We start from the raw sequence: 12436 nt of genomic DNA, 5'->3' as shown, positions 1-12436 counted from the left end.
AAGTTAAACACAGTTGCTATTATGTTTGAATAAAACAAACCGACAAATCCGACCGACAGCACAGAGAGCATACGATGAAACCCTTTGACAGCAAACAATTACACTGGACGCGGCCGCCGCAACAGTTCAGCATCGCCGACGACAAAATCACCATCACCACCCAAGCACACACCGATTTGTGGCAGAAAACCTATTATCATTTTGCGAACGACAATGCGCCCGTGCTGCAAATGCAAACCGACGAAGCGTATTTTTCCTTTACCGTCAAAACCGATTTTTCAGACAGCCGCACCCGCTTCGACCAATGCGGCGTGGTGCTGTATCTGGATTCGGAAAACTGGCTCAAAGGCTCGGTGGAGTATGAAAACGAGCAGTTCCAACATTTGGGCAGCGTCGTCACCAACCGCGGCTATTCCGATTGGGCCACCACCGAAATCGACGCGGCGGTGAAATCCATGTGGTACCGCTTAAGCCGCCGCGAAAGCGATTACTGCATCGAATGCTCGACAGACGGCGAGGTGTTTCAGCAAATGCGGATTTGCCATTTGGAACAAGGCAGCGGCAGCATCCGCTTCGGCGTGTATGCCTGCTCGCCGGAAGTCTCCTCCTTCACCGCCGTATTCACCCAGATGGCAATCAGCGAATGCAAATGGTTGGCACACACCGGACAACAGCCGGATTAACAAACAGGCCGTCTGAACCGCACTTTTACCTGTTTGAAAAAAGCAAAGTGCGGTTTCAGACGGCATCTGCACCGCCATATTCCAACAAACATTTCATCAATAATTCAATCTTGGCGATGTTGCGGCTGTTGGGCGGATAGACCAAATACAGCGCATCATCGCCATTGTCCGCCGTCGGTTTGACCTGCCAGTCCGGCAGAATAGGGATTAAACGACCCTCTGCCAATTCCTCGACCATCAGCCATTCGGGGAGATGGATAATGCCGATATTCGCCAAGGCATAGGCTTTGAGCAGCGCTACGCTGTTGGCAATCAATGTGCCGTCGGTGCGAACGCTTTTGGGCTTGTGCCCTGGTTTGGAAAAATGCCAGTATTGCACCTGCCCGTTGGCACGGTAGGCTAGGCAGTTGTGTTGCAATAAATCGTCTGGTTTTTGGGGCGTGCCGCAGTTTGCCAGATAGGCGGGTGAAGCACACAGCAGCCGTGGGTGGGTGAACAGGCGTTTGGCGATGACATTGGGGCTGTCCACCTGACCAATCCGCACGGATAAATCCACTCTGTCCGCTGCAAAATCCACATATTCATCGCTTGCCGCCACTTCCAATTTGATTTTGGGGTATCGCTGGGCAAAGGCGGTTAAAACAGGGGCGATAATGGGCGTTAAGGCAAGGAAAAAGCTGATTTTCAGCTTGCCTTGCGGCTCGTTTAATTCGGATGCCAATGCCGCATTTGCCTGTGCCAACTCGTCTAAAATCGGCAAGGTTTTTTCTAAATACAGCACGCCTGCGTTGGTCAGCGAAATCTGCCTGGTGCTGCGGGAAAATAATTTCACTTCAAGGGCTTGTTCCAAATTATCAATTTGCCGTGTGACCGATGATACCGCCAGATCCAAGGCTTGGGCGGTGCGGCTGAAACTGCCGGTTTCGGCAACGGAATGAAAAACGTTGAGGGCGGAAAAATAGTCCATGGTTTTGCCTTTTTTGCAAAAGTGTTTTGTATTTTGGCTATATTATCATTTTTTACGAAAACCGCTATCCTCTACTCCATTCAGTTTTAGGAGTCAAAAAATGAGCAAAAAAGTTATCTTTAATCAAACCGGCGATGCCGGTGTTTTAGAAATCATCGATGTAACTGTTGCCGCGCCGCAAGCCAACGAAGTGCAAATCAAAGTACAGGCCATCGGCTTAAACCGTGCCGAGATTATGTACCGCAACGGCCAATATGTGATTGACCCTGTTTTTCCTGCCCAATTGGGTTATGAGGCGGCCGGTGTGGTATCGGCGGTTGGTGAGAGCGTGGCAGACGTGGCCATCGGCGACAAAGTGGCGGTGGTGCCGTCATTTATGTTTACCGAATACGGCACTTACGGCGAAACCGTCAATCTGCCTGCCCATGCCATCGTCAAATTCCCTGGCAACATCAATTTTCAACAAGCGGCGGCAAGTTATATGCAATATGTCACCGCTTATGGGGCATTGATTGAATTGGGCAAATTAAAACAGGGCGATGTTGTGTTGATTAATGCGGCGGCAAGCAGCGTCGGCATTGCGGCGATTCAAATCGCCAAAATGATCGGTGCGGTGGCGGTGGCGGTCATTCGAAACAGCAGTAAAAAACAAGCCTTGCTGGATGCCGGTGCGGATTATGTGCTGACCGCCGAGCAGGATTTGCTTGCCGAAGTGAGCGCCATCAGCGGCGGCAAAGGGGCGAATATGGTGTTTGACCCCGTGGGCGGTGCGAATGCGGCGCAATTTGCCAAAGCGATGGCAATGCAAGGCATGTACTTTATTTACGGTGCCTTGGATTACGCTAATTTAGAAATCGGCGTGATGGATATTTTGGCGAAGCATTTGACTTTCCGCGGCTATGAACTGTTTGAAATCACCACAGATTCAGCCGCGCTTGCTCAAGCCAAAGCCTTTGTCAACCAAGGTTTGGCAAGCGGTGCATTAAGCCCTGTGATTGACCGCGAATTTGAGTTTGACCATATCCGCGATGCCCACCGCTATATGGAAAGCGGCACGCAAATCGGCAAAATTGTGGTGAATGTCTCATAACAGGAGCAAAAAATGAACACCCCCAATTTATCCATTTTAGGCCAAGACAACAGCCATTTGTTTCATCCAAACCACAACGTCGATACCCACACATCATTGCCCCCAGAGCTTGCCCGGCACCAAGCGATGAGCCGGGTATTTGAGCAGGGCAAGCTCACTTTTGGGCTGATTGCCCCGTTTAAAGGCTATCCCAACACCGCCAAACCGGACATTGCCGATATGGGCGATTTGGCAGCGCTTGCCGAGAAATCGGGCTTTGCCGCATTGTGGCTGCGTGATGTGCCGTTTTACGATCCCAATTTCGGCGATGTCGGGCAAGGTTTAGACCCCTGGGTGAGTTTGGGCTATTTGGCGGCACGCACCCGCACAATCGCCCTTGGCACCGCAGGCATTGTCAGCCCTTTGCGTAATCCGTATCACACCGCAAAAGCGGCGGCAAGCATGGACGCATTGTCTGGCGGACGCTTTATTTTAGGCTTGTCCAGCGGCGACCGCCCGGTTGAATATCCGATTTTTGCCCAAGATTTTGCCAACCGTGCCGAGCGTTTCCGCGACGAATGGCGGATTATCCGCACTTTAACCGCCCCTAAAACCCATGATTTCCCTGTGATTGACAGCCCATTTTACGGCACGATGTCGGGCAATGTGGACGTATATCCGAAAACGCCGCACCGCCTGCCGATGGTGGCCATCGGGCGGGCAAGGCAAGAATTGGATTGGCTTGCCAACGAAAGCGACGGCTGGATTTGGCACGGCGTCAATCCCAAAGATACCGGCAATATCGTGCAAACCTTGGCGGAGTTGAACCAAGACGGCTACTGGCGGCCTTTCGGCTATGCCAATTTTGTGGATTTGAGCGACAAGCCGAACGATGAAGCCAAGCTGCACCACAACATCTTTTTAAGCGGCGGCTCAAACCGTTTGCTGGAATTTTGGCAAGCGCAAAAAGAACAAGGGTTGGCACACATTACCATCAACCTGAAACCGTCCCGCCGCCCCGCCGAAGAAGTGTTGCAGGAGCTGGGCGAGAATGTGATTGCCAAGCTGTAATGGTAATATATAGTCGAAGAAATTAGATTCTGATACAAGGCGGCGAGCCGCAGACAGTGCAGATAGTACGGCAAGGCGAGCCAACGCCGTAGCAGAAACTAATTTCTTCGACTATAGTGAATAAAATACCATTTCCAAAGCATTTCCCCGTTCTGATTGCCATCGATTTTAGATCCATTGCCAAACAATGGTTTGCAAGCCGATAAAATCAAGGAAAAGCTATCCAAACCTAAACCCAAAGGAGTTTACCCATGACGACACCACTCCCCCCGAAGCACTGGTCGGCATTCCCGGCGGCACGCTGATTACCGCCACGCCGGAAGAGGGGCGCCAATTGGCCATGATGATTGCCCGCCATACCATCCACCAAATTCAACCGGATTTGGACGTACTCAAAGCCGGCCGACCGGCGTATTCGACCGACCCCAGCAGCCTGACCGCCGCCGCCCAAGTGGTTGCCATTGAATTTGCCACCATTGCGGCAGCGAACAATTATTGGCGCAGCTAAATTTTTCTGCTCAAAAGGCCGTCTGAAATACCGCCCCTTCAAAGTGCGGTTTCAGACGGCCTATTCACCCGCCCCAAAACCGCACCGGGCAGATTGCCGCCAAGTGCGGTTTTCACCCTATCCCAACGGGTTAAAACGGCACCAATTCGCCGCCATCCGGAGCCACCGCTTTGGCGGCAATGCCTTTTCCCTGCACAAAGCGGCGCATTTTCCGGCGGCTAACCGTGGCGTGGTTCAGCGCGTCCATAAGCACGCGATGATTTTGGTTTCAGGCAGCCTGGCATGAAAACGGCGGGTTTTGGCTTTCGATTTTATAGTCGAAGAAATGAGTTTCTGCTACGGCGTTGGCTTGCCTTGTCGTACTATCTGTACTGTCTGCGGCTCGCCGCCTTGTATCAGAATCTAATTTCTCCGACTATAGCTTTCCGGCTGCATGCATTCCTTGGCGCAGGCGAGGTAGTCATGGCGGCTGTTGCCGCTGGTTTCTTGGCGAGCCAACGCCGTAGCAGAAACTCATTTCTTCGACTATAGTTAGCTTCCAAACACGTTTTGTTTAAACCGTTCCACATACGTCGCCACCTGCGGTTTGACGTTCAGATACTGCCCCACTGCCGAAAAATAATGATTTATTTATTTTGCGATTAACTCTTTTGCACCAGCCACATAATAATGGCGGCTGTTGGCGCTGGTTTCCCCGCGTGCCAGCAGCAGCAAGGCTTGGGCTTTGTGTTGTTTGGCGGCGTGATTGCCGCCGTCGCTTGCCAGCACGATGTCGGCAAGCTCCGCCGCCCATTGCGGGTCTTGCCGGTTCAGGGCGTCGCGCGCGGCGGCCAGCACGGCTTTTTCTCCGCCCATCATCGCGATGGTTTTGTCGGCTTTTTCTTTGGCGGGCAAGGGGTGGATATGGGTCGGGTTGCCGTCAAACCAGCCGACATACAGGCTGTAGATGCCGCGCACGGTCCAATCCACCGAGCCGTAGTATTCGCCCAGATACGGCAGTTTTGCGTATTTTTCGGGCAGGCGCACGGTTTCGGCGGCTTGGTCCATGCTCATGCCTTGGTTGATGCAGTTCAGCGTTTCGGTGAACACGTAATCCAGGGCGTTGCGAAAGTTGGTCAGCTCTGCCTTGATTTTGGTTCTGCCGATCACAGGCCGGGTGTGTCCGAGCAATAAGGCATTGGCGTTTAAGGCAATCAGTTTATCCAGCGAGGCAATCCATGTATCCAAATCACGGCTTTGTCCGCCGCGCAAGGGCGAGGTGTTCGGCCAGCAGCCCGAATAATTGTCGCCGCAGCACACCGCTTGATAGTCAGGCAGCCACACGTAAATCATGTCGTCCGCTTCGCCGCGGGCGGCAATCAATTCAATCTTCACGCCGTCAATATTGCGGGCGATATTGGTCTCGTTTTTGTACAGCGTGGTGGGGGCGAGAAAGGCGCGTTTGGCACGGTTCAACGCGACGCCTTCACGAATGCCGTAGCCTTGCGACAAGGCTTCTTCGTCGCTCAATTCGTAGCCCATTTGCTTGATACCGCGTTGTTCAAACACGTCTTTTAATTGGTTCATGCGCGGCAGTGACGGCTTGACCGGGGCAAAGGCGATAACTTCAGGCTGCGTGTCGGCAAACACGCCTGCGCCGCCGCGGTGGTCGGGGTGGCCGTGGGTGTAAATAATGGTTTTCACAGGCTTGTCGGTGTGCTCGGCAATCAGCTTTTTCAAGGTTTCGCCGCGCACGTCGCTGTCCAGCGTATCCACCAAGATCACCGATTGTTCGCCGATGATAAACGTGGCATTGCTGTGGCCGTAGCCCACCGCTTGGTAGACTTTATTCGGCACGATTTCATACACGCGGGTTTGATATTGCGCGGCAAAATCACGCAGTTTCTGCTCGCCGTCGGCTAATGCTTTGGGTGCAAAACTGACCGCACTTTTGCTGGTGTCGGCAAAGGCTTTGTTGCCCAGCACGGGCAAGGCCAGGGATACGGCAAATAATCGGGTGAAACTGCGGCGGCTTAATGCTTCGGGTGGCATGGTTTTGTCCTGTCTGTTGTCTTATAGTGAAATAAAATCAGAAATCTACGGCGTTGGCTGCGGCTTAGCTCGAAGAGAACGATTTACTAAGGTGCTAAAGCACCCAGTAAATCAGCTCCGCCTTGTATCTTTACTTATTTTATTTCACTATTATTGATAATTAAATTCAAACGTTTGCACCAAATCAGGGTGCAAACTTCTGCCGACGATACACATATCGGTGACCGCACTTTCCACCGCTTGGCGCACTTCCGCGTTAAATGCTTGCTTGAGATTGAATTTCAGTGCCAATTTTTTGATGCGAAATTCCTTCATCGACACTTCTTTGTCGGCCACTTCCGCCGTGCAGCCGGAAAAATCCGCCCCCAGGCTTTCCGCGCGCAATGCCATAATGGTCAAGGCGCAGGCGGCAAAGCTGCCGGCCAGCAGTTCCACCGGGGAAGGGTTGCCCGGCAAGCCGCCGGCAATAGCGGGGCCGTCGGTAAAAACCGTTTGCGGGCTGTCGGGGTAGGTGATGTGTTGGCGTAATTGGCCTTGGTAGGCAACGGTAATGTGATTCATCAAGCGGTTCCTTGTTTAGAAATTTAAAAGTGTGTTAACGGTTGGGTTTTCAGGCAGCCTGTTTTGGTTTATTGCCCGAACACCACGCGTTCAAAGCGCTGCACGTAATCGGCAATTTGCGGCCGGGTGTGCAAATAATCCCGCAGCGGCCAGTCAAAATCGCTCACCAGCCAGTTGGCAAACAGCCCGGCAAGGGTGGCGTCAATGCTGGTGGGCTCGCTACCGAAGAAAAACGGCTTGTCGCCCATGTAGGCCAGCACCGCGTCGATATCGGCTTGGGCAAACGCGTAAATCTGCGCCGGCGTGTGCCGCCCGATGCCGTGGCCGTGCATTTGGGTACGCACGTTTTCGCGCATGGTGGCGGCGATGCCGTCCTTCATCTCCTCAGGCACGCCGCCCAACATTTGGTTGCGCAAAAAATCATTGCCTGCGGGGTCGATAAAGCGGCTGTACACGTTGGCCCAATAGCTGCGCTCTTCCAACATCACCCGAAACGCACGCCCCACGGCTTGCTGTTCGGCAGTCAAAGTGCGGTCGATGTCGAGCGAGAAATGGCGTTCCAGATGGGCCTTAATTAACTCGCTGTCGGCGATTAACGTTTCGCCGTCTTGCAATACCGGCACTTTGCCCCGGGGCATTTTGGAGAAATCGGCAATATATTCAAGCGTGTAATCCGCGCCCGACAAAGCCAGCAGCGCTTCGGCCTTATAGGCAAAAAGGGAAAACGAACGGCAGTTTGCCGCGCCGGGAATGGTGTAGAGTTTTAACATGGGGTGCTTCCTTTGCATAAATAAAGCTGCATTATAAGCTTCCAAATCAAGAATGGAATCGGATAAAATGAAACAAACTATTTCATATTTGGAACGCAAACATGGATTTAAACAGCATCAAAATGTTTATCGTCATCGCCCAGGCGGGCACCTTTGCCGGCGGCAGCCAGCGGATCGGCGTGCCGATTGCCACATTGAGCAGAAAAATCAAGGAGCTGGAGCAAGATATCGGCGTGCAATTGTTTGAACGCTCCACCCAAGGGGTGCGGCTCACCTTAACCGGGCAGCAATTGTATGAGCAGGCGAATTTCAGCATCGAAACGCTGGACGAAATCGAGCGGCGGATTAAACACAACGAAAGCCGACTAAAGGGCAAACTGCGCCTGAGCATGCCGCAGAGTTTTGAATTGTGGTGGACGCTGCTCGACGATTTTACCCGCGCGTATCCGGATATTGCGCTGGAGGTGGTGGGCAGCAACCGCAAGATCGATTTATTGGAAGAAGGCATCGACGTGGCCTTGCGGGTGGGCGATTTGCAAACCGAGGCGCTGATCGCCAAAAAAATCACCGACGTCCGCCTGATGCTGGTGGCCAGCCCCGAATGGCTGGCGCGTTTCGGCATGCCCGCCGCGCCGCAAGATTTGGCCGCGCTCCCCTGTGCGGGCTGGATGTCCGGCAGCGGGCAAACACTGCGCTGGCAGCTGGGCGCACACCCGCAGCGCATCACCCCGCAATTTGGCAGCAACGATTACCAGCATCTGCGCCATCTGGCGCTGCAAGGCAAGGCGGTGTGCGATCTGCCCGATTTTCTGGCCCGGCCGCTGATTGAGGCGGGCAAGCTGGTGGCGGTTTTGCCCGACTACCCTTTCCCCGCCCAGCCGGTGCATTTGCTGTATCCCTCGCACCGCCATCCGTCGAGCATTGTGCGGGTGTATCTGGATTTCTGTGCGCAGTGGTTCAAGCCGCCCGGATAATCGCGCCCCAAGCCGGGTTATCCCGGCCAATCACCGCTTGATTGAGCGGCATCAGGCTGCCTGAACATGATGAGCCTGTTCAGGCAGCCTTCGTTGTTTGCCTCCGCCTAATTATTTCCTTTTGGGAAATAATAAATTTACCTAAGCATATCTATAAAAACATAATCAAGGCGGCTATACTGCTGACATCAACAACGAACAACCCACACAACAGGAGCAAGCAAATGAACAACAGCAAACCCGTATTATTCGTGGTTACCAGCCAAGACGTTAAAGGCGACACCGGCATCCCCACCGGCTTTAATCTGGCCGAAGTCACCCATCCGCTGGAAAAACTGCACGAGGCAGGCATTCAAGTGGAATTCGCCTCCATCAAAGGCGGCGCCGCCCCGCTGGACGGTTTGGAAGACATGAACGACCCGGCCAACAAACATTATTGGGCGGACGCCGATTTCCGCCACGCCATTGCCAATACCTTAAAAATCGACGACATCGACCCCGCCCGCTACGCCGCGATTTTCTTCGCCGGCGGCCACGGCACCATGTGGGATTTCCCCGATAACGCCGCGGCGCAACATGCGATTCGTGCCATTTACGAAGCGGGCGGTATTGTGTCGGCGGTGTGCCACGGCCCGGCGGCGCTGGTGAATGCGCGCCTTTCAGACGGCAGCCTGCTGGTGGCGGGCAAAAATGTGGCGGCGTTTACCGATGCCGAAGAGGAGGAAGTGCAGTCCACCGACGTGGTGCCGTTTTTGCTGGCGTCTACGCTCACCGAACGCGGTGCGCACCACCACGCCGCAGCCAACTGGCACGACGAAGTGCAAGTGGACGGCCGTTTGATTACCGGCCAAAACCCGCAATCCGCCGCTTCTTTGGGCGTGGCTTTGCGCGAAGCTTTGAAGTAAGGCCGTCTGAAGCGTTTACATGAACCGCCGTACGTTTTTAAAAGTAGGCTTGGCGTTGATGGCATTGCCAACGCTGGCCTACAGCCAAACCGCACACACGGGCAAGGAAAAACACATGAAAATCATTACCGTAGAAGAACACGTTTTGCATCCGGCCTTGGCGCAGGCCGCGCTGCCCGCCACCGCAGCCGCCGCGCCGTATCTGCGCGATTGGGGCAGCCGCGTGACCGACGGCGCGGATGTGGCGGATTGGAGCCGCCCGCACATTGTTGCCGCGCCAGAATCGATGCAGTTGCTGTTTGATATGGATGCAGGCCGTCTGCAACACATGGACGCCGCCGGTATCGACATGCAGGTGTTGTCGGTGGGCGGGGCGCCGCAGATGGCGGCCATGCCGCAAGCCGCCGCCTTGCACCGTGCCGCCAACGATGCGATGGCCGAGGCCGCCGCCAAACACCCCGGCCGTTTTGCCGCTTTCGCCACCTTGCCGTGGCAAGACACTGAAGCGGCGGTGCGTGAGCTGGAGCGGGCGGTGAAGGAATTGGGCTTTAAAGGCGCGCTGATCAACGGCCGCCCCGATGCCGATTTTCTAGACCACCCGCGTTTTGCACCGTTGCTGGCGGCGTTCAGCGATTTGCAAGTGCCGCTGTATGTGCATCCGGGCTTGCCGGTGGAGGCGGTGCGGCAGGCGTATTACACCGGCTTTGATAAAGAGGTGGACGCGCGCTTGGCGATGTTCGGCTGGGGCTGGCACAACGAGGCGGGCATTCAGGTGCTGCGCATGCTGTTGGGCGGCTGTTTCGACCGCCACCCGAATCTGCAAGTGATCAGCGGCCATTGGGGCGAAATGCTGCCGTTTTATTTGCAGCGGCTCGACGACAGCCTGCCGCAAGCCGCCACCGGGCTTGGCCGCAGCCTCACCCAAACCTACCGCGAGCAAGTGTATGTCACCCCCAGCGGCATGCTCACGCTACCGCACTTTCTGTTTATCCGCGAATTGATGGGCAGCGAACGGATTCTGTATTCGATCGATTATCCGTACCAAAGCCTCGACGGCGCGCGCAGTTGGCTGGAAAACCTGCCGGTAAGCGATGCCGAAAAGGCGCTGATCGCCCACCAAAATGCGCAAAAATTATTGAAATTGTAAGCCGAACCGCACTTTGTGTTTTAACTGCACACGGCTTTAAAAAACCTTCAGACGGCTCCTTAAGGCTGCCTGAAAACACCCAATCTATTTTAGAAGGAAAAAATCATGTCAAACCAAACGCATTCCGCCGTCAGCCCTGCCGATGTGGCCGCCGTTTCGCCGACACTGGCCGCTTTCACCGGCAGCGCCATTGTCAATAATTTGTGGCAACGCCAAGGCCTGAGCACCCATGACCGCTGCGTCATCACCGTGGCGGCGCTGATTGCCCGCGCGCAAACCGCCGGCATGGCGCACTATTTCAACAAAGCGATGGACAACGGCGTTAGCGCCGAAGAAATGTCGGAAATCGTGCTGCACATGGCGTTTTATGCCGGTTGGTCGAATGCCTTTAACGCGGTGATCATTTTGAAAGACATCTTCGCCGAACGCGGCATCGACGCCGCCAAACTGCCCGTTTTGCATCCGGAGCCGCTGCCCTTGGCGCAAGCCTTGCCCGACAACGATTTCTTTATGGGCTTGATCGATCAAAACATCCGCCCGTTTGCCCCCGGCCTGGCCGATTTCAGCACCGATTTGCTCTACCACCACGTGTGGCAGCGCCCCGGTTTGAGCGTGCGCGACCGCAATTTAATCAGCATCACCGCGCTGATTGTGCAAGGCCTGCGCGATTTTCTCGGCGTGTACATGGCGCGCGGCATCCAACAAGGCATCAGCCGCACGGAAATGGGCGAAGTGATCACCCATCTGGCATTTTACGCCGGTTGGCCGACCGTGATTCCGTGCATCGCCGCGGTGCAACAGGCGTATGATGCGCAGTAAGGCATACCGCGCCAAGACTGCTTGAAAACACCGCTTTAACTTTTCAGGCAGCCTCAAATAGCAATAACCGATTTTAAAACAACAACATCAGGAGTCAATCATGAACAACATCCGCAACAAAGTCGTCATCATCACCGGTGCCTCCAGCGGCTTGGGCGCCGCCACCGCCCGCCATCTGGCCAAACTGGGCGCCAAGCTGGTGCTGGCCGCCCGCCGCGCCGACCGTTTGCAACAACTGGTGGCGGAAATCAGCGCCCACGGCGGCGAAGCGATTGCCGTCGCCACCGACGTCAGCCAACGCGAACAAGTCGCAAACCTGGCCCAACAAGCGATTGAGCGATTCGGCCGCATCGACGTATTGCTCAACAACGCCGGCATCATGCCGATGGCGCCGATGGCCAAATGCCGCGTAGACGAATGGGACAACATGATCGACGTCAACATCAAAGGCGTGCTCTACGGCATCGCCGCGGTATTGCCCGCCATGCAGGCGCAAAAAAGCGGCCACATCATCAACCTTTCCTCAGTGGCCGGTTTGAAAGTGTCCGGCGGCGTGGGCACCGTGTACAGCGCCACCAAATTTGCGGTGAAAACCATCAGCGAAGGCCTGCGCATGGAAGTGGCGGGCGACAACATCCGCGTCACCACCCTCTACCCCGGCGCGGTGGACAGCGAACTCAAACACGGCAGCAGCGACCAAGAAGCCGCCGCCGCGATGCAGGCATTTTACGAAGCCTACGAAATCCCCGCCGACGCCGTCGCCCGCGCCGTGGCTTACGCCATCGAACAGCCGGAAGACGTGGTCATCAACGAAATCACCATCCGCCCGACGCGGCAGGAGTTTTAACCGGCGTTGCCGCCCATTTCCGCCCCTTGATAAGCGGTAAATAAGCGGTAAAAAATAGCGGATATTAATCAATGCCGTCTGAAA

The 12436-nt window shown here is 55.0% G+C and carries 13 protein-coding genes; 9 read left to right on the top strand and 4 right to left on the bottom strand.

The genetic code is table 11. The features are described 5' to 3' along the window. Positions 1–74: 74 nt before the first annotated feature. The gene (locus tag FHQ30_RS12060) at positions 75–683 is read left to right on the top strand and encodes a DUF1349 domain-containing protein (protein WP_139612063.1); all 609 of its coding nucleotides are present in this window, start codon (positions 75–77) and stop codon (positions 681–683) included. A gap of 55 nt (positions 684–738) precedes the next feature. On the opposite strand, the gene FHQ30_RS12055 is transcribed toward FHQ30_RS12060, so the two are convergent. After that, a complete protein-coding gene (locus FHQ30_RS12055; RefSeq protein ID WP_139612062.1) occupies positions 739–1650 on the bottom strand; it encodes a LysR family transcriptional regulator in 912 nt (303 codons plus the stop codon). A gap of 100 nt (positions 1651–1750) precedes the next feature. Here FHQ30_RS12055 and FHQ30_RS12050 point away from each other — a divergent pair, with 100 nt between their 5' ends. From FHQ30_RS12050 to FHQ30_RS12040, 3 genes are all read left to right on the top strand, one after another. After that, on the top strand, positions 1751–2740 hold the full coding sequence (locus tag FHQ30_RS12050) for a zinc-dependent alcohol dehydrogenase family protein (protein ID WP_139612061.1): 990 nt from the start codon (positions 1751–1753) through the stop codon (positions 2738–2740). A gap of 12 nt (positions 2741–2752) precedes the next feature. After that, the gene (locus FHQ30_RS12045; protein ID WP_139612060.1) at positions 2753–3790 is read left to right on the top strand and encodes a TIGR03571 family LLM class oxidoreductase; all 1038 of its coding nucleotides are present in this window, start codon (positions 2753–2755) and stop codon (positions 3788–3790) included. 187 nt (positions 3791–3977) lie between these two features. Next, positions 3978–4298: a hexameric tyrosine-coordinated heme protein gene (locus FHQ30_RS12040; RefSeq protein WP_139612059.1), complete on the top strand. Its 321-nt coding sequence runs from the start codon at positions 3978–3980 to the stop codon at positions 4296–4298. Between the two features lie 630 nt (positions 4299–4928). Here the strand turns inward: FHQ30_RS12040 and FHQ30_RS12035 are convergent. The 3 genes from FHQ30_RS12035 to FHQ30_RS12025 form a co-directional block, all read right to left on the bottom strand. Next, a complete protein-coding gene (locus FHQ30_RS12035; RefSeq protein ID WP_139612058.1) occupies positions 4929–6329 on the bottom strand; it encodes an alkyl/aryl-sulfatase in 1401 nt (466 codons plus the stop codon). A gap of 150 nt (positions 6330–6479) precedes the next feature. Then, positions 6480–6890, bottom strand: coding sequence for an OsmC family protein (locus tag FHQ30_RS12030; protein ID WP_139612057.1), 411 nt, complete (start codon positions 6888–6890; stop codon positions 6480–6482). 68 nt (positions 6891–6958) lie between these two features. Further along, positions 6959–7660, bottom strand: coding sequence for a glutathione S-transferase family protein (locus tag FHQ30_RS12025; RefSeq protein WP_176552677.1), 702 nt, complete (start codon positions 7658–7660; stop codon positions 6959–6961). A 101-nt stretch (positions 7661–7761) separates the two neighbouring features. Here FHQ30_RS12025 and FHQ30_RS12020 point away from each other — a divergent pair, with 101 nt between their 5' ends. The 5 genes from FHQ30_RS12020 (at position 7762) to FHQ30_RS12000 (ending at position 12352) form a co-directional block, all read left to right on the top strand. Further along, entirely contained in the window at positions 7762–8634 is an 873-nt protein-coding gene (locus FHQ30_RS12020) for a LysR family transcriptional regulator (RefSeq protein ID WP_139612055.1), read from the top strand. Between the two features lie 224 nt (positions 8635–8858). Then, positions 8859–9539, top strand: coding sequence for a type 1 glutamine amidotransferase domain-containing protein (locus tag FHQ30_RS12015; RefSeq protein WP_139612054.1), 681 nt, complete (start codon positions 8859–8861; stop codon positions 9537–9539). Positions 9540–9558: 19 nt separating this feature from the next. Beyond that, complete coding sequence (locus tag FHQ30_RS12010) at positions 9559–10686, top strand: amidohydrolase family protein (RefSeq protein ID WP_267963864.1); 1128 nt, start codon at positions 9559–9561, stop codon at positions 10684–10686. 105 nt (positions 10687–10791) lie between these two features. Beyond that, positions 10792–11505, top strand: a complete 714-nt coding sequence (locus FHQ30_RS12005) for a carboxymuconolactone decarboxylase family protein (protein ID WP_139612053.1) — start codon at positions 10792–10794, stop codon at positions 11503–11505. A 100-nt stretch (positions 11506–11605) separates the two neighbouring features. After that, complete coding sequence (locus FHQ30_RS12000; RefSeq protein ID WP_267963863.1) at positions 11606–12352, top strand: SDR family oxidoreductase; 747 nt, start codon at positions 11606–11608, stop codon at positions 12350–12352. Positions 12353–12436 lie beyond the last annotated feature (84 nt).

The sequence above is a fragment of the Testudinibacter sp. 'clade 2' genome (genome assembly GCF_006227735.1).
In the GTDB taxonomy this organism is placed as follows: domain Bacteria; phylum Pseudomonadota; class Gammaproteobacteria; order Enterobacterales; family Pasteurellaceae; genus Chelonobacter.
Note: the sequence above shows the minus strand (reverse complement) of the source record. Positions and strands in the feature narration are given on the sequence as shown.